The following is a 23,737-nucleotide window of genomic DNA, read 5'->3' as shown; positions in this document are numbered from 1 at the left end:
GGCGGCTCAGGGCTTGTCTTTCGGCGCCTGCCCGGGTTCGGGCGCGGCCTCCACCGCCTGCATTTCGATCACAAACACATGATCCAGTGTCGAGAAATCCACGGCCGGTTCGATGATCGCTTCGCCGGAGATCTCGCGGTTTTCAAAACGCTTCACCCGCCCCAGCAGCAAGTCTCCGGGAAACACGCCGCCTTCGCCGGATGAATACACGCCCGCGCCAGCATTGATGTTCGCGTTGCGGCTCAGGAAACGCAGATGCAGCTCCGGCCGCACCTCCAGGGCCGCACGTTCACCGGCGAGAATGCCTTGTTCCAGCGTTCCCTCCACCTTGGCGGACACCCGGCACATTTCGTCGGTCAGCAGGATCACCTTCGTCATGTGTGGTGCCAGCGTGGAAGTCTTGCCCACGAGGCCGACCGATGTGATCACCGGACTGTCGGTGCCGATGCCGTCGAGCGAGCCCTTGTCGATGATCAGGCTGTTCCACCAGGTGCTTGAACTGCGGCGGATCACCTTGGCCGCGGTCATTTTGAATGGAGCCGCCTGTTTGAACTCGATGAGCTGACGTAGCTTCGCATTCTCCTCGATTGTCTGGTTGTACTTCTGCTGGATGATCCGCAGTCGCTCCAGTTGCACCCGCTGCTCCTCGTTTTCACGCTTGAGCTCGTTCACGTTGAGCTGCGGCGCCACGGCAGACTCAGCCGCCTGCTCCATCGCGGCGCTGGAATGGATGAATGGCGACAGCAGGCTCATGACACGGGCCTGGATCTGCCGTGTCGTGGACGTGTCCAGCGTGAACACGGCGACAAGCCCTGCCACGAAGACGAGAAGCGCGAGGATGTTGAGCTTTTTCATGTCTGGCCTTTTCACAAGGCCGCGCGCGACGCTCTCTGGCGGCTGCCATCAAGCGGAAGCGGTTGGCATCAAACTTCAGTCGTGCTCACCTTGCGTAGGAACTCCAGTTCGCTCAGCACACGTCCGGTGCCTTCGCCCACGGCGCTCAGAGGATCTTCCGCCACATGAACAGGGAGCGCAGTTTCTTCCTGCAGCAGCTTGTCGAGTCCCCGCAGCAAGGCACCACCACCGGCCAGCATGATCCCGCGATCCACGAGGTCGGCGGAAAGTTCTGGGGGGCAGCGTTCCAAGGTGGTGCGCACCGCGTCAATGATCGCGTTCAATGGCTCCAGCATCGCCTCGCGCACTTCCTGGCTCGTGATCGTGATCGTCTTCGGCAGGCCGGCCACCATGTCACGTCCTTTGACTTCCATGGTGGTTTCCTTGCCCAGCGGGAAGGCGCTGCCGATGCGCAGCTTGATCTCTTCCGCCGTGCGCTCGCCAATCATGAGATTGTAAGCGCGCTTCATGTAATTGATGATCGATTCGTCGAGCTCATCACCTGCGACACGCACGCTGCGGCTATAGACGATGCCGGAAAGCGAGATGATGGCCACCTCCGTCGTTCCGCCTCCGATATCGACGATCATGTTGCCTGCGGCCTCCTGCACCGGCAGGCCCACTCCGATCGCCGCCGCCATTGGTTCTTCGATCAGGTAAACTTCACGCGCACCAGCCTGCTCCGCGCTTTCCTTCACCGCACGTTTTTCCACCTCGGTGATGCCGGAGGGCACCGCGATCACGACCCGCGGACCACGCATCCGTTTGCCTCCGCCCTGAACCTTCTTGATGAAGTGGCGCAGCATCGCTTCAGTCACCCGGAAGTCCGCGATCACCCCGTCCTTCAGCGGACGGATCGCCGTGATTCCACCCGGAGTTCGTCCGAGCATGCGTTTTGCATCATCGCCCACCGCCACCACCTCATTCGAGCCGGTTTTCACCGCCACTACTGAGGGTTCGCGAAGAACGATGCCATGGTCTTTAACATAAACGAGAGTGTTTGCCGTGCCGAGATCGATGCCGATGTCGTTGGCGACGAATCCAAAAAGTTTGCCAAGCATTGAGAATAAAAGGGATAGACGTTAAAAAAACTCGAAGTCAGAACTCAAATGCGCCGTGGAGAATTCTAGCTTTCTTGAGAATCACGAAAAGCAACGCGGCGGGCGACATTCTAACCCATATAAAGCTAAAACCGCCTGAAAATGCGTCAAGGGAAGTTTCTAAGGAGGTCAGGAATCGGCCATTTCGGCTCAATTCAGCCCAATCGGCGGGTTTCACCCCCGAACCCGGCCGCATCCACCTGATGCACGATCCCGCTGAGCGCATCCTTCTCCGCCCAGTCGAGATTCGTCGTGGTGATGATCTTTTGCGTGCCGTTCGGCAGCAAACTCAGCAGCGCACGGCGTCGGAAGGCATCCAGCTCGCCGAAGACGTCGTCGATGAGCATCAGCGGAGCCTCGCCGCGGGCTTTTTCGAGCACATGGGCCTGCGCGAGCTTCATCGACAGCGCAAACGACCGCTGCTGGCCTTCACTCGCGAAACTCGTCGCATCGCGCTCATTCAAAAACATCGCGATGTCGTCGCGGTGCGGCCCGAAGGCCGTGGAGCGCGTTTTGGACTCTTCCTCGCGCATGCCTGCCAGCGCCTCAAACAGGCTCCCGGCCTCCCAGGTGCTCGTGAAGGCGATTCGCGTGTTTTCCGCGCCTTCGCTCAAATGCGCATGCGCGGCGGAAACCTGCGGATTCAGCGCTTCGCAGAGTTCTGCACGTCTTTGCCACAAAACCGCCGCGAAGCCGTCCATCACCCGCGCAAAGGCATCCGCTTGTTTCCATGCGATCACGGCATCGCGCTTCAAAACGTAGTTCCGACCTCGCAAAGCCCGCTCGTAGCCGCGCAGCGCGTGCAGGTAGTCCGGAAACATCTGACTCGCCGCGAAATCCAAAAAGCGCCGCCGATGCTCCGCGCCTCCGCGCAGCAAATTCATGTCCCGATGATCCATCCACACCACCAAACCGGCCGCCGCGAGGTAATCCGCCGATTTGCCGCACGTCACGCCATCCAGCGCGAGACGTCGCGACGTGGCGTTTTGCGCATAGCGCAGCCGTTTGCAGCCCCACACCGCCTCCACGAGGCAGGTCGAGGCCTCAAAGCGCACCAACTCGCTCCGGTTTGTCGTCCGCGGCGACTGCAGCCGCATCAGCACACACGCCGCCTCGATGAGCGAGGTCTTCCCCTGCGCATTCCGCCCCACCAGCAGCGTCACATCCGGATGCAGCTCCACCTTCGCCTCGGCGAAGCAGCGGAAATCACGCACAAACAGGTCGGACAGCATGGAGCAAAGAGCTAAGGGCAGAGAGCGGAGAGCCGCAACCCTGCGCAGGCATTTTCTGGACTCTTTGCCCTCCGCCCTTCGCTCTTCGCTTGATTTGGAGGCCTGCGCACGGATGAATCGCGCCCCATGTCCACCTTCCGCACCGTCAAAGGCTTCCGCGACTTCTTCCCTGAGGAATGCGCGACGCGCAATTACATCGCCGACACCTGGCGCACCGTCGCGCGTCGTTATGGCTTCGTCGAGTATGAGGCCCCCATCGTGGAGAGCACCGACCTGTTTCGCAAGAAAAGCGGCAACGAGATCACCGCGCAGCTCTTCTGCTTCCGCGACAAGGCCGACCGCGAGATCACGCTGCGCCCGGAGGTGACGCCATCGCTCGCCCGCATGGCCACCGCACGTCAGCGCGACTTCAAGAAGCCCATCAAGTGGTTCCAAATCGGCCCCTGCTTCCGCTACGAGGAGCCGCAGGAGGGCCGCGGGCGCGAGTTCATCCAGTTCAATGCCGATATCCTCGGCGACAGCGGCCCCGCCACCGCTGCGGAGCTCATCTCGCTGGCCATCGACACCATGCGCGAGTTTGGCGTGAGCGCCGACGACTTCATCATCCGCCTCAGCAACCGCGAGATCTGGAACGGCTTCCTCGCCGAGAAAAACATCGCCGCCGAGCACGCGACCGCCTTCCTCAGCATCATCGACAAGATCGAGCGTGCGAAGCCGGACGAGACCGAGAAAAAACTCGGCGAGATCGGCCTCACCACCGCCGAGGTGCGCGCCTTCATGGCCTCCACGGATGAAAATCACCCCGCCTTCGCCGAATTGAAGGCCAACCTCACCGCCCGCGGCCTCTGGCAGCACATCAAGATCGACGCCACCATCGTGCGCGGCCTCGCCTACTACACCGGCGTCGTCTTTGAGGTCTTCGATTTGAAGCACGGCCTCCGCGCCCTCGCCGGCGGCGGCACTTACGACAAACTGTGCGCCCTCATCAGCGATGGAAACGTGGACATGCCCGCCGCAGGCTTCGCCATGGGCGATGTCGTGCTCGGCATCCTGCTCAAGCGCACGCCCGGTGCGCAAATGAAGCTCACCAGCGCCCTCCTCGCCGCCAGCAGCATCGACGCCTTCGTCGTCATCGCCGATGAAGCCCAGCGCCCGCACGCCCTCGCCGCCATCCAGCAGCTCCGCGCCGCCGGTGTGCGCATCGACTACCCCTTCGGCTCGCAAAAAGTCGGCAAGCAATTCCAAGCCGCCGAAGACCGCAAAGCCCGCTTCGCCCTCGTCTTCGGTGCTGAGTATCCCGAAGTCATCGTGAAGAATCTCGTCGCGAGATCGCAGAGTTCCGTGCCTGCTGCGAACCTCGTCGAAGAAGTGCTCAAAATGCTCGCCGAACCTGCGATTGGGCCGTTGATCGCCTGATTTGGCCGAAAATCGCTCTCGACGATTTTCTTCCTATAACCGGTTTTTTGGGCCTCATAGGAAGAAAATCGTTTCGAGCATCAAGAGCCAAAATTGGCGTTCAAAGCGGCTATCCTGCGCATGGCTTCTTCTGGCACATCCGATGCTGGAGGGCGGGTGAACCCCGTTCACCTCCATGATTGACTTTGCTCTCGAAAAATACCCGGTTCGTTATCCGCTGGAAACCAGCGTGCAGTGCATGATCCGGCCGTTGGAACCTTCGGATGACGCAAGCTTCATGAAGTTCCTGCATGAGGTGCCGGAGTTTGAGCGGCTGTTCATCAAGCAGCGGCTCGACAACCCGGCGCTGGTCAAAGAGTGGTGTGCGGATGTCGATTACGATGCGCGGCTGCCGCTGCTGGCGTTTGCGGACGGTCAGGTGATCGGACTCGCCACGCTGGAGCAGCGTCACGGCGGCTGGAAGCGCCACATCGGCATGACGCATCTGCTCACACATCCGGGTTATCGCGGCGTGGGGCTCGCGGGCATGCTCATTCGCGAGATCATCGACGTGGCGCGGCATTGCGGCCTCTCGCATCTTCAGGCGGAGTTCAATGCGGAGCGTGAGCTCGCCATCCGTGCCTTTCGCGAATCCGGATTCGATGAACTGATGCGCCTGCCCGGCTATGTCATGGACATGCAGGCCAGGACGCACGCGTATGTACTCATGGGCATGAAATTGACCACCGACATCGAAAACACCGGCGCGGGAGATTGAGCAATCTTCGCGCAGCAGAGCGTATGGTCTCGCACGCCATGAAGCTCGTTCTCACCTGCCTCGCTTTTCTCACCACCCTCGCCTCCGCGGCCACCTTTCGTGCCGGAGTGGCCACGGTGGACATTTCGCCCACGGAGTTCCCGCGGATCATCGCGGGCGGATTTCTCGAAGGACGGGGCGAAAAGCTCGCGGACAAGCTCTTCGTGCGCAGTTTTGTGCTCGATGACGGGAAGTTGAAGATCGCCTTCGCCATCGTGGACACGTGCATGATGGAGCAGCCGCTCATTGATGAGGCCAAAGGCATCGCGGCGAAGCAGTGCGGCATCCCGGTGGACCGCATGATGGTCAGCGCCACGCACACGCACTCCGCCCCGGCCGCGATGGGCTGCCTCGGCACGCGGAAGGACACCGTGTATGCGAAATTCCTCACGCCAAAGATCGCCGAGGCCATCGTGGCGGCGGACAAGGCACTGCAACCGGCGCGCATCGGCTGGGGCTCGTTCGATGACTGGGAGCACACGCACAACCGCCGCTGGATTCGCCTGCCGGGCAAGGAGGTCGTCGATCCCTTCGGCCAGCCCACGGGCCGCGCAAACATGCACCCCGGCTACCTCAGCAAGGACGTCGTCGGCCCCAGCGGCCCGGTGGACCCGCAGCTCAGCGTCATCGCGCTGCAAACACCCGATGGCAAACCGCTCGGCGTGCTCGCGAACTACTCGCAGCACTACTTTGGCACCTCGCCAGTCTCCGCCGACTACTTCGGCCTCTTCTGCAAACACCTCGCCGCGAAAATGGGCCAGCAAGGCGATGGCAACGGTCCCTTCGTCTGCGCCATGAGCCAGGGCACCAGCGGCGACCAGATGTGGATGGACTACGGCGCGGAGAAAAAGACGATCACCATCGACACCTACGCCTCCGAGGTCGCCGACAGCGCCATCAAAGCCCTGCAAACCGTGACGTATGCCGACCACGCCCCGCTCGGTATGGTCGAGAAGACGCTCGAGCTCAACTACCGCGTCCCCGACGAAAAACGCCTCGCCTGGGCCCGCCCCATCGCCGCGAAGATCGAGAACGACCTGCCGAAGACCAAAGAGGAAGTCTATGCGAGAGAGGCGCTGATTCTGCATGAGCGGCAAAAGACCAGCGTGAAACTGCAAGCGATACGGATTGGCGATCTGAGCATCGCGACGCTGCCGAACGAGGTTTATGCGATCACGGGGTTGAAGTTACGCGAGTGGTCTCCTTTCAAGACGCACTTCAACATTGAGCTGGCGAACGGCGCAGAAGGCTACATTCCGCCGATGGAGCAACATGAGTTGGGTGGCTACACGACCTGGCCGGCCAGAACAGCGGGTTTGCATGAGTTTGCTGAGTCGCGAATGGTCACACAACTCTTAAATATCATCGGTGAATTGGCTGGGAAAAGAGATCTCTACCGAGTTGCGAAGAATGGATTGTTCTTTGACCTCGTTCGTGAATCGAATCCAATCGTTTACTTCCGCTGCGAGGACGTTGGCAAGTCATTGAAAAATGAAGTGCGACCCTATTACAAAGGGCTCTCGGTCGGATATGAGAAGCTAGCATTGTATCTTCCGGGACCAGGTAGCGGTCTGGGATATGGGAATGAATCTGCACTCTCCGACTCCCCGTTTTGCATTCCCGGACAAATCAATCGCTGTTTGCAGATTGTCGAAGGAGCGATTGAGCATAACTGGCGGGATATATACTTCGAGACGATCAAAGCCTATACTGGCGAGTCTGTGGCTCCTCGACATGCCTCCATCGCCCTCTGGTTCTGGCTCGGCCACGAAAGCGGCGCGAGTGATCGCACAGGCGAGTTGATCAATGCGCTGGGTGTCAGCTTGAAGGCGCATCAGTTCCCGGATCACACGGTGCAACTGGAGCTGGCGAGCGGCGACAGCAATGTAGTCCAGAGCTTTAGCTCGACGGACGCAACGAACACGGCAAACGCAAACGCTACCAGCCAAGGCAACGGTCACGGGCTGAAGCCCATGACTACTTTCTTCGCCGATGACTGGCATTTCGCCGTGCTCATCCGCGATGGCGAAAACGTGCGTGTGCATCTCGATGGCTCCGAGAAGCCCGTTTTGACCGGAAAGGCCGGGAAAGCGGCGGATGAGGTGCTTTTCGGCCAAGAACTCGAAGGCCGGCTCGATGAGATCACGATCTGGGATCACGTGATCGAGCCTTCACTCATCGCGAAGCTTTGGAACATCTCGAAAGTGGGCGAGGAGAATGCGAAGCGGGCCGTTTCGCGGGCGGAGCGGAAGAAGCGTGGTGCAGCCGTCTCGGCTGCTCAGAAGGACGCAGTCCAGAGGACTGCACCACATTCCGAAAACTGGTCCGCGTCGATGCGCTTCAGGAACACGAAGGCCAACAACGTCAGCGCCGTGACCGCCTACCTCATCTCACGCGGGCCGAAGGGCGATCATCAAGCGCCGGGCGATCACCTTGGCATCGGCGGGAGCTACAAGGACTCGTCGCCGGGCCGGTTGTTCGTCTTCAATGGCAATGCGGCCTCGCAAATCGTGCGCGGCACGACGGTCATCGAACCGGGCACATGGAATGACGTGAAGCTGGAGCGACTCGGCTCGCGTGTGAAGGTCACGCTCAATGGCAAGGTGGAGATCGACGCCGAACTGCCCGTCACCGCGCCCGGCGCGAAGGAATTGTTCTTTGGCAAACGCTGCGATGACTTCGCGCCGCTGGAAGGCACGTTTGAAAAGGTGGAGGTCGCCGGTTTGCCCGCTGTAGGCCGGGTCTCTGACCCGGCTCAGGCTGTTCGAGCGCAAAATGCCGGGTCACAGACCCGGCCTACAGATACCCAACCCCTCTCCCCCGAAGAATCCGCGAAGAAGTGGCATGTGCGCGAGGGTTACCGCATCGAACTCGTCGCGGCGGAGCCGGTGGTGCTCGATCCGGTCGCGTTTGATTGGGATGAGCAGGGCCGCCTTTGGGTCATCGAGATGGCGGACTACCCGCTCGGTATGGACGGCAATGGCAAGGCCGGCGGACGCGTCGTGCGGCTGGAGGACAGCGACCACGACGGCCGCTACGACAAGCGCCACGTCATCGTCAGTGATTTGAGCTATCCCACCGGCATCTTGACCTGGCGTGAAGGCGTCATCGTCACCGCCGCGCCGGACATCTTTTTCATTTCGCCCGATGGCACAAAGAAAGTGCTCTACACCGGCTTCAGCACCGGCAATCAGCAGCTCCGCGTGAACGGCCTGCGCTGGGGCATGGATGGCTGGGTGTATTGCGCCGCCGGTGCGCATCACGGCGGCTACAACAAAGGCACGCAAATCGAGTGCAAGCTCACCGGCGAGAAGATCGACCTCGGCAGCCGCGACTTCCGCTTCAAGCCGGACACCGGCGAGTTTGATCCGCAGACCGGCCCTTCGCAGTTCGGTCGCGCCCGCGATGACTGGGGCCACTGGTTCGGCGTGCAGAACAGTTTCCCGCTCTGGCACTACGTCCTGCAGGATCACTACCTGCGCCGCAATCCACACGTCATCCCGCCGGACCCGATTCATCAGCTCTTCCCGCGAAATCCGCCCGTGTATCCCGCCAGCAGCATGGAGAAGCGCTTCCACAGCTTCGACCAGGCCGGACGCTTCACCAGCGCCTGCGGCATCGAGGTGTATCGCGATGTGAAGCTCTTCAACGACGGCAAAACGCACGCCTTCACCTGCGAGCCGTTTCATAACGTCGTGCAGCACATCGTTTTGGAAGATGACGGCGTGACGTTCAAAGCGACGGTGGATGTAGGCGCGCTTGCCAAAGCGCGGGAAGGCGACTCCGCCAACACGTCAAACTCCCGCAGTCTGGCGACTGCGCCTACCGACTTCCTCGCCAGCGAAGACCGCTGGTGCCGTCCCGTCATGGTCCGCACCGGCCCCGATGGCGCGCTGTGGGTCGCCGACATGTATCGCTACATGATCGAGCATCCGCAGTGGCTGCCGCAAAGCGGCAAAGAGGAGCTTCTGCCGCATTACCGCGAAGGGGATGATAAGGGGAGGATTTGGCGGGTGGTGAAAAGTAGCCATCTCGCTCCGCGAGATGAGCAAACGGCGTCCAAAAGCGGCAAAGCGTCCGGCAAAGGAAGCGTCCCGTTCATCTCGACGGAGCGAGATTACTACTTTGCTTCGCCGAATGGGTGGCTGAGGGACAAAGCGCAGATGATGGCAGTTTATGGAGGTGAGTTGCCTGATGATTTATCAATCTATCCTCCGAGTGGTATCATACAGGCCCAACTGGCGTGGACATATTTTCTTACTCAAGGCCAGGCACCTCATCGAGACAATTGTCTTTCTCTGCTTCGATATACTCAGCCAACGGATACACTTACTGCACGCGTCCACGAACAAGCACTTCAAATGGCTGAGAAGATCGAATGGAAGGGCGACGATTCGTCGCCACTCCAAAAGGCGCTGGCGAAGCTGGTGAACGACAAGGATGCCAAAGTGCGGCTCCAACTGGCCTGCACGCTCGGCGAGCTGAAGTTCGAATGGGCGGGAGATTTGCTCGCGGAGGTGCTGAACAGCGCGGAGGCGGGTTCACCGCTGCAAGGCGCGGCGTTGAGCTCGGTGCTGCCGCATTTGGAGCGAGTTTGTGCTCGTGCGGATGCCAAATCATTCGCGATGCTCCTGCGCTGCGCTTTGGCGACGAAGAACGAAAAAGCCATCGCGGTGCTCGTGACGCGGATGGATGCACAAAAGGGCTTGGAGGAGCTTCTGGCCGTTTTGGATGAGAAGAACCTCTCGCTGGCGGCTTTCGCGAAACAGGTCACGGATGCCAAGGCGCGTAAAGCAGTCGAAAAAATGGCGGCGAGGCTGCAACAGGCCGCCGACTCGATCCAAACGGCTCCGACGATGGAATCGCTGGCCTTGCTGGCCTCGGATCGCGAGCATCGGGATCGCGTGAAAGCGCTGCTGCCGGAGCTTTGGGCGAAGAGCGTCGATGTAGGCGCACTTGCCAAAGTGCGGCCGGACGGCTCCACGAACGCGCCGGACTCCCGCAGTCTGGCGACTGCGCCTACGGAGGTGCTGCGGCTCGTCTCGAAGCTGCAACCGCAGGGTGGCGAGCAGTTTTTGCTCGAAGGCTGGGACCAGCGCACACCGGCGCTGCGCGTGCAGATCCTCGAAACGCTGCTCTCGAATGACGCGTGGACACTCGCATTGCTGAAACGGCCCGAGGCGAAATCCGCCGACGCGGCGACGCGGGCGCGATTGATGAAGCATCCGAAGAAAAACATCGCCAGCCTCGCGGAGAAGGTCTTCGCGGACTCCACGAGCGCCACGCGGGCCGCGGTGGTGGAGAAGTTCAAACCGGCGCTGAAGCTCCAGGGCGACGCGGCACGCGGGAAGAACGTTTTCGCGAGCGTGTGCATCAGTTGCCACAAACTCGACGGCGTGGGCATCGAACTCGGCCCGGACCTGCGCAGCGTGGCGCAGCACGACGCCGAAAAGCTCCTCAACTCCATTCTCGACCCCAGCGCCATCATCGAGCCCGGCTTCATGGCCTACCACTGCACCCTGAAGAGCGGCGAGCAGCTCTACGGCGTCATCGCCACCGAAACGAGCGCGAGCCTGACGCTGAAAATGGCCGGAAACATCACCAAATCCGTCCTACGCAGCGATGTGGCCTCCTTGAAGAGCGCCGGCATCTCGTTGATGCCCGAAGGCCTCGAAGCCGCGATGACACCGCAGTCGCTGGCCGATTTGATCGCGTATTTGAAGCAGCCGCGATGATTTTTGCAGCAGTGCCACCCAGTGCTCAAGGCTGCTTTGGCTGGGAGATGCCGTAGTAGAGACGGTTGTCTCGACTGAAGGTGAAGTGGGCCAGAAACAGCCCGATGACGATGGTGGCGAGCCACTGGCCGTTGCGAGCGGCCTCCTGCGGCGTTTCGGTGAACGAGCCGAGCCGGACACTGAAGGAATCCGTGGTCCATGCGAGACCGATCCAGCCTGCGAGGGAGAGCAGGGTGAGCCAATAGACCCATGCCTGACGTTTTCCTGCGCGAATCGCCTGCCAGGCGAAGAACGAGAGGAGGAACCACACGAGTTTCGCCCACTCGCGAGGTGCATTTTGAATGGGGAACAGCGGAAGGGGCTGACCAGTCGCGATCGACCAGATCAATGCCAGGGCATGAGCAACAATCGAGAGTGCCAGGATCACAGCGACGACTCCACCGAGGCAACCGGGAAGAAAAAGGCACCCAGCGGCCCGGCGACTGGCGGCAGGCAGTGATCCTTGGTTTGTTTCAGCAACCGGCATGAGGCTTTTCGTGAGGTCGTGTGATGAGACCACAAAAAAGCGGGGCTTGGCAAGCCCCGCTCCTTGGATGCGTCGTGATTACTTCGCCGGCTTCCAGTTCTTCACGAACTCGAGGCACTGGGTGATCTCAGGCACGCTGGTCTCCCAGTTGTGCTCGTATTCGCAGTGCAGCGGGCCGGGGTAGCCCTGGGCGGCGTATTCGGCGAGGATGCCGGCGATGTTGCTCTTGCCCTGGCCGAAGGGAAGGTCGTGGGCTTTGACATTGCCGAACTCGGTGAGGTCCTTCATGTGGCTGTCAAAGATGCGGCCTTTGAGAATCTTGATGCACTCGACGGGATCGAGGCCACTGCGGACCCAGTGACCGACATCGGCGCAGGCACCCATGCGGGGATCGCGATCTTTGACGAGGCCGAGGACATAGTTCGGGTCCCAAAACATGTAGGCACGGTCGAGCGGACGCTTGGGATGGTTGTGGATGGCCATCTTGATGTCGAATTCCTTCACGAGGGCCTCGATGCCGTCGAGTCCGGCCACATCGGGCTCGGTCACGACGATGCTGATGCCGACTTTTTTGCAGAACTCGAACACCTTGCGGTCCTGGGCGGCATCCTTGCCGAGTTTCACGACGCCGTAACCGACGGCGGTGAGGCCTTTGGCTTCGAGGTGCTTCATCACCTTGTCGATCATCTCCGGCGTGGCGTTGTGGTCCCACTTGGCGGTGTCGTCGAACTTCTGGCCGGGATAAAACTCGATGGTCTTGCCGCCAGCCTGGGCGGTCTTGTCGATGGCCTCAAAGACGGTGTAGAGTCGGAAGCTGTAGGCCTGGCAGCCGGCGTAGAACTGGCCGACTTTGGCGTGTTCGCCGATTTCAGCGGCGAAAGTCGGAACGATGAGCAGAAGGGAGAGAAGAAGCGTCTTCATGGGTTGAGGGCAATGAGCGTAGCGGGAGCGAAGAAGAATGGAAGAACTGAAAATGGAAAATTGAGAATGGAAAAGGGTCTGAGCCGGGCGTTTGGAGGTGATGATGAAAGCTTTTTGCCTCCTTCTTGCCTCAGCGACGGCTGTTTCAGCGCAGTTGCCATCGGCAAAGCCGATTCCGCATGTGCAGGCTGTGCCGATGCCGCATCACATCACGTCGTTCCAGCTCGATGGGCGTGAGCTGACGGCGATGCATTTCGATCCGCTGGACATGCGGCCGTTTTGCCATCCGATTCGTGCATCGCGGGACGTGAGCCTGACGCGCATGGGGCATCCGCATGATCCGCTGACGCATTCGCACCACAACAGCGTGTGGGTGACGCACAACCTGGTGAACGGCCTCGATTTCTGGGGCGATTACGCGAAGAAGCAGGGACGCATCGTGAATGTGGAGGTGTCGCGCGAAGGCTACGAGGACACGGACGACTATGCGTCGATGCGGATGGTGAACCATTGGATCAGCGAGGCGGACAAAGCGATTCAACTCATCGAAGTGCGGCGCACAGAAGTGCGGCCTGAGGATGGAGCGAAGAGCTGGTTCATGATCGTGGATATGGAATTCACGCCGCCGAAGGGCAAGACGACCACATTTGGCGCCACGGGCTTCGGTTTGATCGCGGTGCGCATGGCGAAGAGCATCGGCGTGCATGACGGCGGCGGGCGCATCTTGAATTCCGAGGGCCAGCTCAATGAGGAGCAGGTGTTCCGCAAGCCGGCACGCTGGTGCGATTACAGCGGGCGCATCACGAATGACGCCGATGGCTTTGGCGGCATCACCTTGATGAATCACCCGATGAATCCGCACAACCCGACGGCCTTCCACGTGCGCAACGACGGCTGGATGGGCTGCTGCCTGAGCCTGGACACGCCGGTGGAGGTAACGGAGGAGAAGAAACTGCGCGTGCGCTACGCACTGTGGGTTCACGACGGCGTGGCGACGCAGGAGCAGAGCGAGGCGCACTGGAAAAAGTTCGTGGAAATGCCGGTGGTCGATTTGAATCCGCCGAAACCGGTGAACAAGTAAGCATGCAGGCCTATCCCGCCGCTTTGGATGAACTGATCGTCTTTTTCGAATCGCTGCCGGAAGGCGAGCGGCGGGAGAATCTGATCGATCTGGCAGCACAGGCGGCGAAACATGCGCCGAAGGAGGGGGAGTCTTTCGATCTCGAAGACGTGCGGAAGGACGCGGAATGCACGGACACGGTGGGCGTGCACGTGCGGCGTGGCGAGGACGGAAGCCTGCGTTTTGCGATCAGCCTGGGGCCGAAGGTGCAGACGCTGACACGGGCGCTGACGACGATCCTTTGTCGCGGCCTGGATCGGTGCACTGCACAGCAGGTGATCGATGTGCCGCAGGACTTTGTGCCGCGCATCATCGGCGCGGAACTGGTGCGGCTGCGCAGCCAGACGGTGTATTACGTGCTGGGCCGCATGAAGCAGGCAGCCAGGGCGCTGCTGGCAGGCCAAAGCTGACTCAGGACAGTTTTGATGTCTGTCCGCTGCGCAGTTCTTCTGGGATCTGGCCGACAAAGCGGGCCTGGAGATCGATGGCGTCGAAGATTTGATCGATTTCCTGCTGGTTGATGTCGCCGGGACGATCAATCTCGAAGTAAACGAGGTCGTGGCGGGCATCGACCTTGTAGCGGACGCGGGGAAAGTGGTCCATCTGATTGCGGAGCTGCATCATTGCGGCTTCTGACCGCACGCCGGGGGCATAGATTTCGACTTCGATCATGGTTTGTGTCTGCGGTTCTACCGGATTTGACCTTTGGAGCCAAGCAAAACCTGCCGGGGTGGGTCAATTCAACAGCCTGGCGTAGTCAGTGCCCAGTTTGCGCATCTCGTCAGCGATGATGTTGGCGATGACGGCCGCGCCATGCTCGTTCAAATGGGAGCCGTCCGTCCTGCCTGGTTTGGAGGCCGGATTGAAGGCCGCCGATGCGGAAGGACCGAGCCTGTTGTGCAGCTCGACACTGCGGGCGAAAAGATCGACGAGCGGCACCTCCCGCTGGGCGGCCACCTTCGCGGCGGCGTCTGCCCAGGGCTTCAGCTCGCCGCGTATCTTGTCCCCGCTGAAGACCCGGCGTGCGAGCGAGGTGACGAGGACAGGCCGCGCACCGATGGCGCGTGCCTCGGCGATGTAGCGGATCAAGTTCTCCTGGTAGGTGGTGGCCGGGTCGGTTTCGCGGTCCGGCCCTTTGCCGGGCATGTCGTTGTGACCGAACTGGATCAAAATGAAGGCTGGTTTCGCATCGAGCACTTTTTTCCAATGGCCTTCATCGCGAAAGCTCTTCGAACTGCGGCCTCCCTGGGCGAAATTAAGGCATTCGACACCGGGTGACAGCAGCTTGGCGAAGGCCGCGCCCCAGCCGGCCTTGTCGGTCACGGTTGAATCACCGGCGAGGGCGATCCGTGTCCGGGTTTCATCGGCGGGTGCTGAGACGAGGGTGCAGGCGAGGACGAGGAGTGAACGACGAAACATGCGGCGATCAACGCGTGATCAGACGCCATCTCGCACGATGAATCACGCGGCCGATGTGCAGCCAGCTCTGTTCGAAGTCGGTCCGGGGATAAAAAAAGGCGTCGGCAGGCCAGTCGAGGCGTTCGAACTGATGCGCGCGGGATTCGAGGCTGAGCAGCGCTTCTTCAAAGTAGGGCTGATCGTCTGTTTTGAGCAGGAACTCGCCCCCGGGTTTGAGGATGCGCGTGAGGCCGTCGAGAAATTCCGCCTGGTTCACGAGGCGGCGTGCGGCGTGCTTCTTCTTCGGCCATGGATCGGGACAGAGCAGATGCAAACGCGACACACTGCCGCGCGGCAGCAGCCAGGCGACGCTGTAGGCGCTTTCGAGGCGCATGATGCGGGCGTTCGGCAGTTTCTGCGTATCGATCTTCTTCGCTGTTTTACTGACGCGGCCCAGCATGCGCTCGACGCCGAGGAAATCGCGCTCCGGATGATGTGCGGCCATGCCGGTGAGAAAGGTGCCGTCCCCGCAGCCGAGGTCGATTTCCAGCGGACGCGTGGGATCGGGGAAGATCTCGGTGGGCGTGAGTTCGCGGAAGTGGTCGGAAGGGACGAAGAGGGACTGCATGCAGAGTACGTTGTTCACGCTTTAGCGTGTCATCCGCACAAATCACGCTAAAGAAGTTCTATCTGTTGCAAGTGGAGATTTGGAGAGTGTTGTTCGCATAGTCGTGAGATGTTGAAGATGGGTTATGAGGGGGTGTGCTGGAGCACCCAGGAGCCGTGCTGGAGTTGATTGCGCGTGTGAAGCTCCGGGTCGTAGCGGGTGTGATTCTGCCACATGCGGAAGATGATGTTGAGCCAGCGCTGCCCCAGACTGCGCAGCGCCTGCGCATGGGTTTTGCCACGGCTTTTGAGCCCGTCGTAATACACTTTGGCCCAGGCGCACTGGGCGCGGCTCAGGTCGCTGAAGAGGTGCATGGTGTGTCGCAGGTGCCGGTTGCATGCGCGGCGCATCTGCACCTTGTGCAGTTTTCCCGTCTGGTAGCTCACCGGCGCGGTGCCGCTGACGCTTTGCAGGCTGTGCGCGTCGGCATACAGGGCGCGGTCGCTGCCGATTTCTCCGAGCAGGCGCGGGGCGAGCTTGGCTCCGGCTCCGGGCAGCGAGCCGAACATGCCGCTGTCAGGATGACTGGCAAAGACGGCCTCGATGCGGCGGCGATACTCTTCGAGCTGGATGTGCAAAGCGCGCAACTGCCGCGTCTTGGTCAGCAGGTAGAGCCGCTTGGCTTTGACCATGGGCTCGGCGATGCGCCATTGCCCGGCGGCCTCCAGCGTGGCGATGCGTCGCTGGACTGCCTCGGCCCGGTGGAGCTTGTGGGTGTGGAAGAACTTCTGCCAGGCTCGCCTGCCTGCCTTGAGCAGGGCTTGTGTGTCGGGGAAGCTCTCGATGAAGGCCCAGGTGCTCGGGAGCGTCCAGTCCTCGAAGGCCTCGAGCACGACGGGGTAGTACTCGCGCGCGGCCTGACGCGCCTGGTTGACCAAGGCGGTGCGCTCCTCGATGAGCGCGATCTCGTCACGGCAAAGCATGCGCAATTCCTCAATGATGGGGTCTTTGGCGCTGAGCGCACGCCAGGCATGGCCGTCGGTGCGCAGCGCGCCGGCCAGCGCCCACGCATCGTGGCGGTCGGTCTTGGTGCCGCCGGGATACTTGCGCTGGCGGTAGCCTTTGGCGCTGCTGGGTGCCACCGGATACACGGTGACGCCGGAGTCGATGAGCTGCTCGACGACGGCTCCGAAGCTCGTTTCGATGGCGACGCCGAGATGAGGCCAGGCGGCGATTTGATCGCGCCATTGCTGCCAGCCGGCGGCGCTGTGATCGAAGCGGAAGTCCGCCACGAGCACGCCGGCCGAGTCCACGATGATGACGTCGTGGTGGTCGCCGGCCCAGTCAAAGCCGGCGAAGTGGGTGTGTTGTGGATGGGTCATGGGTGGTGCGGGTTGCGTGGGCCGGGAGGCTGCCGCAGCCCCCGCGCGGGGTCGTGCTGTTACAGGAGCTTCATGAGCTGGAGTTCTATCAGACCTTGGGCGGGAGCCTGCGCGCGGACCGGTGTTCTTCAGCGAGCCTTCGCGAGGCGAGCGTGAACGGACCGTGTCGCGCGGCAGGCGCTCTCGGATCCTCCGGGCGGAGGACTTCGGGAGCTTATCCACCACCGCGGTTTTCGCCGCGGCGAAGTTGTTCACAACCGGCGGCGGCTGGCGTTTTGAACGTGACGCCTTTCCCGCCGCTTGATGAACAACTTCGGAACGGGTAACAGCGTGAACAACGTACCGCCTTGCATCACCTCTACATCCACATCCCCTTCTGCCACCGCATCTGCCCGTATTGCAGCTTTCACAAGCACACGCCGGGCGGGACGGACATGACGGCGTTTGTGGATGCGGTGCTGATGGAGATGGAAAAGCAGCCGCTGAAGCCGAGGACGATCTTTTTTGGCGGCGGGACGCCGACGATGCTGAGCGAGACGCACCTGGAGCGGCTGCTGCGCGGGCTGCGCGAGCGTGTGGATGTTTCGGAGGTGGTGGAGTTCACGATGGAGGCGAATCCGCGGAACATCACGGCGTCGAAGGCGGCGATGATGCGCGATCTGGGCGTGACGCGGGTTTCGCTGGGCATCCAGGCCTGGGATGAGAAGACGCTGAAGACTTTGGGGCGTGATCATTCACCAGCGCAGGCCGAGGAGACGTGGGGCGTGCTGTGCGAGACGCGTTTTCCGAGTTTGAACATTGATCTGATGTTTTCGGTGCCGGGACAGAGCCTGGAGGAGTGGAAAAACACGCTGCAATACACTCTGGCGTCGAGGCCGGACCATATCTCGGCCTACAACCTCAATTATGAGGAGGACACGGACTTTTTCCGCCGCCTGAAGAGCGGTGAGTTTCACTCGGATGAGGGCAAGGACGTGGAGTTCTTCCATCTGGCGATCGACATGCTCGCGGCGGACGGTTACGAGCAGTACGAGATCTCGAATTATGCGAAACCGGGCTTTCGCAGCGTTCACAATGAGGCCTACTGGCTCGGTGAGGACTATATCGGCATCGGTCCCGGGGCGTTTTCGACGGTGAATGGCAGACGCTGGAAAAGTGTGCCTGACACCGGCCGCTACATTGCGATGACGCTGGCTGGTGAGCCGACGATGACGGATGTGGAGGAGATCACCCCGGAAAACCGGCGCACGGAGCGCTTTGGGCTGGAGCTGCGCATGGCACGCGGGTTGCCGCTGGATTTGATCAACGCGGAGTCGCGCCAAATGTTGGGGACTTTGCGTGATCAAGGCTTGCTGGAGTTCGACGAGCAGTTCGTGCGGCTGACGCGCGCGGGCAAACCACTCGTCGATCCGATTGCGGTGGCCTTGATGGGATGATTATTTCGGGAAGGCACCGGCTTTCATCGCCGCCGTGGCTCCAAAGCCGACCATGCCGATGATGAAGACGATGTAGAGGCAGATCATGATGATCGCCAGGATGGCGATGAACTTCCAGAAACGGCGCTGCTCGGTCAGGGCGGCATCGAGATCGGCGACGGACCGTGTGGAACTGAGGCTGGCGATGCGGTTGGCGTAAGCCCAGAGTTTCACCGCCGGGTAGATGTAGAGGAAGGCGAAAATGCCGTACATCACGACGATCACGATCATCTCCGCTCCGCCGAAGGGGCTGTTTTTGGCCTGGGAAAAGCCGAAAGCCATCATCGAGCCGAGACCGATGGCACCGAGGATCATGAAGGCGATGCCGATCCAGAGTATGACCGAAATGAAGCGCACCCAGGGCTTGGTCCCTGCGAGCTGGGCGATGGTGCCGGGGGAGACGGCGTCCGCACCATTGCCGGTGGCGGTTCCGTAAAGGTTGGCGACGGGCGTGGAGTAGGGGTTGGCAGGGTTTTCCATGGTGTGGAGAGGTTTGGAGGTGAGACGCCGACCGGCCATCGGCCAGTCGTGAGCGGAGGCTACGAAAAAAATTCGGTGGTTGTCAAAATCAAACGCACCCGCTTGATTATGGCTGATGGCAGCGGCACGCGCGGACACCTTGCAACCAGTCGAACTCGCGGATGGCGTGGAGATTCAACTGCGCGTGGCGGGTCCGGCGGTGCGGAGCATGGCCTACACGATCGACCTGCTGGTGCGGCTGGGGATCTACCTGGTGGTGTGGATCGCGGCGATTTTTCTGGTGCTGCCGGGCCTGGGCATGGAGCTGACGGCCGGTTTGATGCTGCTGTTCATGTTCTTCATGGAGTGGTTTTACAATGTGATCTTCGAGGCCGGTGCGAGAGGCGCCACTCCAGGTCAGCGCTCGATGAAACTGCGGGTGATGAGCATGACCGGCGGCCCGGTGACGCTGGCTCAGGCGGTGATGCGGAATTTTCTGCGCGTGGTGGATTTCATGCCGGCGCTCTACCTGACCGGAATCATCTGCATGCTGTTCACGAAGCGTTTCCAGCGTCTGGGCGACCTGGTGGCGAACACGGTGGTGACCTACGCCGATCCGCCGCCAGCGCCGGTCGCTGTCACGGAGATCCGTGCGGAGCGTCGTGCGCCGGCGCAGGTGCTGACGCGTGAGGAGCAGGCGGCGCTGCTGCAATTCATCGAACGTGCGCCGCTGTGGGCCGATGAACGCCGCATCGAGCTGGCCGCTGTGGCGGAGCCTCTGACCCAGGCGCCGGGTGTGGAGGGGCTGCGCCGCCTGTGCGGCATGGCGCTTTGGCTGCAGGAGCCGGAGGAGAAACGCGGTACGCCGCCGCCACTGAAGGGAGCCCCGCTGTTCCGATCATGACACCTGCCCAGTTTGAGAAACACATCGAACCGCGCTGGCAGAAGCTGGAAAAGCTGCTGACGGATGTGGAATACGGCAAGCCGCGCGAGGATGTGGAGGAGCTGCCCGCCACCTTCCGGCAGGTCTGCCATGATTTGAGCGTGGCACAGCACCGCATGAGCCCGCAGCGGCTGACACAGCAGCTCAATGCGCTGGCGATCCGCGGCTACCGCGTGCTGGAGCGGCACAGCTCCGGCGGATGGGAGGGATTCGTGCGGTTGTTCATCGTGGAGTTTCCACAAGCGGTGCGGAAGGAGTGGCGGCTGTTCTGGTGGTTCACGGCCTTGTTTTATCTGCCGGCGGTTTTGATCGCCCTGATCACGCCATCGCATCCGGAATGGGCCATGGCACTGCTGGGGCCGGACGGCATGGCGCAGGTCGAGAGCATGTATGGGGAGAGCAGCAAGCCGTCCGACTACGTGCGCGAGAGCTTCGGCAGCGGATTCGCCGCGTTCTGCTTCTACATCTGGAACAATGTCGATATCGACTTCAAAACCTTCGCCGGTGGCATCGTCGGTGGTGTCGGTTCGCTGTTTGCGCTGCTGTTCAATGCGCTCTTCCTCGGCGCGGTGTTCGGTTACGTGCACTACTCGGGCAATCCGATGACGCTTTACACCTGGGTGATCGCCCACGGCGCACCGGAGCTCACCGGGCTGGTGATCTCGGCGATGGCGGGGATGCGGGTGGGCTGGTCGGTGCTGCGGCCGGGCCGTCTGGAGCGACGCGCGGCCCTGGTGCTGGCGGGGCGGAAGGCGCTGCCGCTGCTGGTCGGCGCGGCCGTGCTGACGAGCATCGCCGCGGTGCTGGAAGCCTTCTGGTCGCCGCTGAACCTGCCGCCGGTGATGAAGTTCACGGCGGGCGGATTGTGCTGGGTGGTGCTGGCGGTGTTTTTGATTTTCAGCGGAAGGGGGCAGGCGGATGCGGCTTGAGGACATGACTGTCGTGCTGCGGCCGCGTCAGCCGTGGGAGGCCGTGGATCTCGGCTGTGCCATGGTGCGGCGTGACTTCGGCCGCCTGCTGCTGTTGTGGGCCAGCACGGTGTTCCCGCTGTGGGCGGCGGTGTGCGTGCTGCTGCGGTCAGCGCCGGAGTGGATTCCGCTGGTCGTGTGGTGGCTGAAACCGCTCTACGGCCGCGTGCCGCTGTATTTTCTGAGCCGGGCGGCATTCGGAGTGCGTCCGGGCTTTGTCGAGACGTGGAAGGCCTGGCCTCGCCTGTGGCTGTCAAATTTCCTGCCCGCGCTGCTGTGGCGGCGGTTCTCATTCATCCGCAGCTTTGCCATGCCGGCGCAGATGCTGGAGGGCTTGCGCGGCTCGGCGGCGAATCGTCGTGTCAAAACGCTGGCGATGGACGGCGGCGGCTCCGGCTCCTCGCTCAGCTATGCGTTTTCGAAGATCGAACTCGTCGCCTGGCTCGGACTGATGTGGGGCACCTACGAGCTGCTGCCGGAATCGGCCCAGCCGGACTGGAACGGGCTGTATCAGGCATTCGACATCGAGAACACGATCCCGGATGCCTTCCTGTGGTGGGGCGCTGCCTGTCACATGATTGTCGTGAGTCTGGTGGAGCCGTTTTACGTCGGTGCGGGCTTCGCCTTGTATCTGAACTGCCGCACCCGCATCGAGGGGTGGGACGTGGAGCTGGCCTTCCGCCGCATGGCCACGCGATTGAGTGGTGCCGCGGCGGTTTTGATCGCTTGTTTCGCGTTCAGCGGCGGTCAGGCCATCGCACAGGAGGCAGAAGGCAAGGATGCTGCGAAGGTCGTGAAGGAGGTGCTCAAAGATCCCGCCTTTGAGGTGCACAAGATCAAGACCAAGGAGTGGGTGCCCGAATTCGATGCCCCGGACCTTCCCACTGTTCCCAAACTGGATTTCCTCGGCGTGATCGGCGAGGTGCTGTTCTGGCTGGTGATCGTCGGTCTGGTGGTATGGCTGGTGATTTATCTCGTGAACAACCGGCAGATGTTCGTCACGCGCGGCGTCAGCAAGGCGCCGGTGCGTGCGCCGAAGGTGATCATGGGCCTGAACATCACGCGCGAGAGCCTGCCGGACGACATCGTGGCCGCCGCTCGCGCGGCGTGGGCCGCCGGCGATTTCAAAGAGGCGCTCAGCCTGCTCTATCGCGGATCGCTTTCGTGGCTGGTCACACGACGTCACGTGCCGATCTCTGACAGCGACACGGAGGAGGACTGCCTCGTGCATGTGCTGAAGGCCGGCGAGAAGACCGAGGCGAGCTATTTCAAGCAGCTCACCGGAGCCTGGGTGCAGATCGCCTACGCGGTGCTACCCGTGTCCGACGAGGAAATGAAGAGCCTGTGCGATCAGTGGCCGTTTGTGGAGAAAGGAGGCGAGGCGTGAAACGCGAAGAGCCAAGGGCGAAGAGCGAAGAGAAGCGGCTGCATGGCCGCGGTGCGGTGCGCTTCGCCTTGTTCTTTGCCCTTTGCCCTCTGCTTCTCTGCGGCTGCAAAGGGCATTGGAAGGACGTGGAGAAGACCACGGGCTACAAGGGCAAGGCGCGGGTGAATCCGTTCCTGGCCGCCGAGCGGCTGCTGGATGAGCTGGGTCACGACGCACGCAGTGCGAAGTCGCTCACGAAGCTGCCCGACCACGACGCGGTGATCCTCATTTCCGGTGAAGGCGGCCTGCCGGAGGGGCGGGCGAAACAGTTGCTGCAATGGACCTTCAATGGCGGCCACTTGATCTACTGCCTCAGCGGCACACGGGCTTACAACGACTTCCAGACGCAGTTCGGGTCGTTCATCGCCGCCATGCTGCTGGAGGAGGAGAAAGATCCCATTCTGGAACGGCTCGGAGTCGGCGTGATCAAGCGCGTCGAAGAGGATGAGCTCAAAAAACTGGCCGAAGAGGCGATTGGGGGTCTGATGGAGGGCAAAAAGGCCGAGAAGCCGGCCAAGAAGAAAGAAGACGGCAAGCAGAAGGAAAAGAAGTCGAGCAAGGACGAGGACAAAGACGCCGACGACGAGGATGAAGATGACGAGAAGTGGATCCCATCCGTCCGTGAGGTGGAATGGAACGGTCAGAAATTCCAGCTCAGCCTCGGCGGCTACCAGCATCTCGTCTTGAAACGCAAGCTGCGGCCAGGGGAGTTCTCCGCCGGATCGAAGAACGAATCGCTGGCGCTGCACCTGAAGAACGGCATGGGCAGCATCACGCTGCTTTCCCACGCGAGCGCTTTCCGCAACCGCTGGATCGGCGAACGTGATCATGCGCTCTGGCTGGCGGCGCTCGTGGAAGAGAATGGCGCGCGTGAGGTGTTGTTCGTGGCCGCCACGTCCGGCAGTTTCCTGACGTTGCTCTGGGAACACGGCTGGATGGCGATGATCGCCCTGGGTGCCTGCCTGATTTTCTGGCTGTGGCAGCAGATGCCACGTTTCGGGCCGCTTGCCGAGGTCGAACTCGACTCCACGCGTCACTTTGCGAGCCACGTCGGCTCCTTGGGCGAATTTTTCTGGCGCATGCGCCGTGGCGGCCTGCTGGTGAATGCCGCACGTGACGCGGTGTGGGAGCGGGTGCGTGAACTGCACGGTTCCCTCCACGACGGCAGCCGCAAAATGGGAGGTGCCCTGGCTGATGAGATCGCCCGCCGCACCGGACTGCCGGGGAAACGTGTCGTTGCCGCCTTTGAAGTGCCGCCGCCCGACAGCTCCCACAACTTCGTCAATCTCATGCGCGACCTGCAGGCCATCCGTCGTGCGCTTTGAATCCCATCCACACA

Annotated in this window: 20 protein-coding genes; 10 read left to right on the top strand and 10 right to left on the bottom strand. The window is 61.6% G+C overall.

Translation table 11 applies throughout. From position 1 onward, the window contains the following. Nucleotides 1-6 precede the first annotated feature (6 nt). From mreC to recF, 3 genes are all read right to left on the bottom strand, one after another. Nucleotides 7-855: a rod shape-determining protein MreC gene (mreC, locus tag IAE77_RS18105; RefSeq protein WP_294229451.1), complete on the bottom strand. Its 849-nt coding sequence runs from the start codon at nucleotides 853-855 to the stop codon at nucleotides 7-9. A gap of 68 nt (nucleotides 856-923) precedes the next feature. Next, nucleotides 924-1,955 (bottom strand): rod shape-determining protein, encoded by a 1,032-nt coding sequence (locus tag IAE77_RS18100; protein WP_294229448.1) that lies wholly within the window; start codon nucleotides 1,953-1,955, stop codon nucleotides 924-926. A 194-nt stretch (nucleotides 1,956-2,149) separates the two neighbouring features. Next, the gene (gene recF / locus IAE77_RS18095; protein ID WP_294229445.1) at nucleotides 2,150-3,226 is read right to left on the bottom strand and encodes a DNA replication and repair protein RecF; all 1,077 of its coding nucleotides are present in this window, start codon (nucleotides 3,224-3,226) and stop codon (nucleotides 2,150-2,152) included. A 126-nt stretch (nucleotides 3,227-3,352) separates the two neighbouring features. Between recF and hisS the strand changes: the two genes are divergently transcribed. From hisS to IAE77_RS18080, 3 genes are all read left to right on the top strand, one after another. Next, on the top strand, nucleotides 3,353-4,642 hold the full coding sequence (hisS, locus tag IAE77_RS18090; RefSeq protein WP_294229443.1) for a histidine--tRNA ligase: 1,290 nt from the start codon (nucleotides 3,353-3,355) through the stop codon (nucleotides 4,640-4,642). A gap of 175 nt (nucleotides 4,643-4,817) precedes the next feature. Continuing rightward, the gene (locus tag IAE77_RS18085; RefSeq protein ID WP_294229441.1) at nucleotides 4,818-5,399 is read left to right on the top strand and encodes a GNAT family N-acetyltransferase; all 582 of its coding nucleotides are present in this window, start codon (nucleotides 4,818-4,820) and stop codon (nucleotides 5,397-5,399) included. Between the two features lie 38 nt (nucleotides 5,400-5,437). Continuing rightward, nucleotides 5,438-11,173 carry a PVC-type heme-binding CxxCH protein gene (locus tag IAE77_RS18080; RefSeq protein ID WP_294229439.1) on the top strand — a complete coding sequence of 1,912 codons (5,736 nt, stop codon included), beginning with the start codon at nucleotides 5,438-5,440 and terminating at the stop codon, nucleotides 11,171-11,173. A 25-nt stretch (nucleotides 11,174-11,198) separates the two neighbouring features. Here the strand turns inward: IAE77_RS18080 and IAE77_RS18075 are convergent, their stop codons facing one another. Together IAE77_RS18075 and IAE77_RS18070 are read right to left on the bottom strand one after the other, a co-directional pair. Beyond that, on the bottom strand, nucleotides 11,199-11,483 hold the full coding sequence (locus IAE77_RS18075; RefSeq protein WP_294229437.1) for a hypothetical protein: 285 nt from the start codon (nucleotides 11,481-11,483) through the stop codon (nucleotides 11,199-11,201). 294 nt (nucleotides 11,484-11,777) lie between these two features. Further along, nucleotides 11,778-12,620 (bottom strand): TIM barrel protein, encoded by an 843-nt coding sequence (locus IAE77_RS18070; protein ID WP_294229435.1) that lies wholly within the window; start codon nucleotides 12,618-12,620, stop codon nucleotides 11,778-11,780. A gap of 100 nt (nucleotides 12,621-12,720) precedes the next feature. Here IAE77_RS18070 and IAE77_RS18065 point away from each other — a divergent pair, with 100 nt between their 5' ends. Further along, a complete protein-coding gene (locus IAE77_RS18065) occupies nucleotides 12,721-13,701 on the top strand; it encodes a PmoA family protein (protein ID WP_294229433.1) in 981 nt (326 codons plus the stop codon). Between the two features lie 2 nt (nucleotides 13,702-13,703). Beyond that, a complete protein-coding gene (locus IAE77_RS18060; protein WP_294229431.1) occupies nucleotides 13,704-14,150 on the top strand; it encodes a SufE family protein in 447 nt (148 codons plus the stop codon). 1 nt (nucleotide 14,151) lies between these two features. Here IAE77_RS18060 and IAE77_RS18055 read toward each other — a convergent pair whose 3' ends face one another. The 4 genes from IAE77_RS18055 to IAE77_RS18040 form a co-directional block, all read right to left on the bottom strand. Then, nucleotides 14,152-14,412, bottom strand: coding sequence for a hypothetical protein (locus tag IAE77_RS18055; RefSeq protein WP_294229429.1), 261 nt, complete (start codon nucleotides 14,410-14,412; stop codon nucleotides 14,152-14,154). Nucleotides 14,413-14,475: 63 nt separating this feature from the next. Beyond that, nucleotides 14,476-15,159 carry a rhamnogalacturonan acetylesterase gene (locus tag IAE77_RS18050; RefSeq protein WP_294229427.1) on the bottom strand — a complete coding sequence of 228 codons (684 nt, stop codon included), beginning with the start codon at nucleotides 15,157-15,159 and terminating at the stop codon, nucleotides 14,476-14,478. A gap of 7 nt (nucleotides 15,160-15,166) precedes the next feature. After that, entirely contained in the window at nucleotides 15,167-15,766 is a 600-nt protein-coding gene (gene trmB, locus IAE77_RS18045) for a tRNA (guanosine(46)-N7)-methyltransferase TrmB (RefSeq protein WP_294229425.1), read from the bottom strand. Nucleotides 15,767-15,888: 122 nt separating this feature from the next. Further along, nucleotides 15,889-17,127, bottom strand: a complete 1,239-nt coding sequence (locus IAE77_RS18040; protein ID WP_294229421.1) for an IS110 family transposase — start codon at nucleotides 17,125-17,127, stop codon at nucleotides 15,889-15,891. A 347-nt stretch (nucleotides 17,128-17,474) separates the two neighbouring features. Between IAE77_RS18040 and hemW the strand changes: the two genes are divergently transcribed. Further along, on the top strand, nucleotides 17,475-18,563 hold the full coding sequence (gene hemW / locus IAE77_RS18035; protein WP_294229418.1) for a radical SAM family heme chaperone HemW: 1,089 nt from the start codon (nucleotides 17,475-17,477) through the stop codon (nucleotides 18,561-18,563). Here hemW and IAE77_RS18030 read toward each other — a convergent pair whose 3' ends face one another. Then, nucleotides 18,564-19,082 carry a DUF5362 family protein gene (locus IAE77_RS18030; protein ID WP_294229415.1) on the bottom strand — a complete coding sequence of 173 codons (519 nt, stop codon included), beginning with the start codon at nucleotides 19,080-19,082 and terminating at the stop codon, nucleotides 18,564-18,566. It abuts the gene before it with no gap. 139 nt (nucleotides 19,083-19,221) lie between these two features. Between IAE77_RS18030 and IAE77_RS18025 the strand changes: the two genes are divergently transcribed. The 4 genes from IAE77_RS18025 to IAE77_RS18010 are packed head-to-tail and all read left to right on the top strand — an operon-like array spanning nucleotide 19,222 to nucleotide 23,723. After that, the gene (locus IAE77_RS18025) at nucleotides 19,222-19,965 is read left to right on the top strand and encodes an RDD family protein (RefSeq protein ID WP_294229412.1); all 744 of its coding nucleotides are present in this window, start codon (nucleotides 19,222-19,224) and stop codon (nucleotides 19,963-19,965) included. Beyond that, the gene (locus tag IAE77_RS18020) at nucleotides 19,962-20,933 is read left to right on the top strand and encodes a stage II sporulation protein M (RefSeq protein WP_294229409.1); all 972 of its coding nucleotides are present in this window, start codon (nucleotides 19,962-19,964) and stop codon (nucleotides 20,931-20,933) included. The genes IAE77_RS18025 and IAE77_RS18020 overlap by 4 nt, the downstream gene beginning before the upstream one ends. 4 nt (nucleotides 20,934-20,937) lie before the next feature. Beyond that, nucleotides 20,938-22,359 carry a hypothetical protein gene (locus tag IAE77_RS18015; protein WP_294229407.1) on the top strand — a complete coding sequence of 474 codons (1,422 nt, stop codon included), beginning with the start codon at nucleotides 20,938-20,940 and terminating at the stop codon, nucleotides 22,357-22,359. Beyond that, nucleotides 22,356-23,723 carry a DUF4350 domain-containing protein gene (locus IAE77_RS18010; protein WP_294229402.1) on the top strand — a complete coding sequence of 456 codons (1,368 nt, stop codon included), beginning with the start codon at nucleotides 22,356-22,358 and terminating at the stop codon, nucleotides 23,721-23,723. Before IAE77_RS18015 ends, IAE77_RS18010 begins: the two co-directional genes overlap by 4 nt. The last annotated feature ends 14 nt before the right edge of the window (nucleotides 23,724-23,737 follow it).

Origin of the sequence: Prosthecobacter sp. (assembly GCF_014879935.1) — a bacterium.
GTDB lineage: Bacteria > Verrucomicrobiota > Verrucomicrobiia > Verrucomicrobiales > Verrucomicrobiaceae > Prosthecobacter.
Note: the sequence above shows the minus strand (reverse complement) of the source record. Positions and strands in the feature narration are given on the sequence as shown.

Coding starts and splice junctions, on each gene's coding strand:
- mreC (WP_294229451.1), bottom strand. CDS start 855: ATGAAAAAGCTCAACATCCTCGCGCTTCTCGTCTTCGTGGCAGGGCTT.
- IAE77_RS18100 (WP_294229448.1), bottom strand. CDS start 1,955: ATGCTTGGCAAACTTTTTGGATTCGTCGCCAACGACATCGGCATCGAT.
- recF (WP_294229445.1), bottom strand. CDS start 3,226: ATGCTGTCCGACCTGTTTGTGCGTGATTTCCGCTGCTTCGCCGAGGCG.
- hisS (WP_294229443.1), top strand. CDS start 3,353: ATGTCCACCTTCCGCACCGTCAAAGGCTTCCGCGACTTCTTCCCTGAG.
- IAE77_RS18085 (WP_294229441.1), top strand. CDS start 4,818: ATGATTGACTTTGCTCTCGAAAAATACCCGGTTCGTTATCCGCTGGAA.
- IAE77_RS18080 (WP_294229439.1), top strand. CDS start 5,438: ATGAAGCTCGTTCTCACCTGCCTCGCTTTTCTCACCACCCTCGCCTCC.
- IAE77_RS18070 (WP_294229435.1), bottom strand. CDS start 12,620: ATGAAGACGCTTCTTCTCTCCCTTCTGCTCATCGTTCCGACTTTCGCC.
- IAE77_RS18065 (WP_294229433.1), top strand. CDS start 12,721: ATGATGAAAGCTTTTTGCCTCCTTCTTGCCTCAGCGACGGCTGTTTCA.
- IAE77_RS18060 (WP_294229431.1), top strand. CDS start 13,704: ATGCAGGCCTATCCCGCCGCTTTGGATGAACTGATCGTCTTTTTCGAA.
- IAE77_RS18055 (WP_294229429.1), bottom strand. CDS start 14,412: ATGATCGAAGTCGAAATCTATGCCCCCGGCGTGCGGTCAGAAGCCGCA.
- IAE77_RS18050 (WP_294229427.1), bottom strand. CDS start 15,159: ATGTTTCGTCGTTCACTCCTCGTCCTCGCCTGCACCCTCGTCTCAGCA.
- trmB (WP_294229425.1), bottom strand. CDS start 15,766: ATGCAGTCCCTCTTCGTCCCTTCCGACCACTTCCGCGAACTCACGCCC.
- IAE77_RS18040 (WP_294229421.1), bottom strand. CDS start 17,127: ATGACCCATCCACAACACACCCACTTCGCCGGCTTTGACTGGGCCGGC.
- IAE77_RS18030 (WP_294229415.1), bottom strand. CDS start 19,082: ATGGAAAACCCTGCCAACCCCTACTCCACGCCCGTCGCCAACCTTTAC.
- IAE77_RS18020 (WP_294229409.1), top strand. CDS start 19,962: ATGACACCTGCCCAGTTTGAGAAACACATCGAACCGCGCTGGCAGAAG.
- IAE77_RS18015 (WP_294229407.1), top strand. CDS start 20,938: ATGACTGTCGTGCTGCGGCCGCGTCAGCCGTGGGAGGCCGTGGATCTC.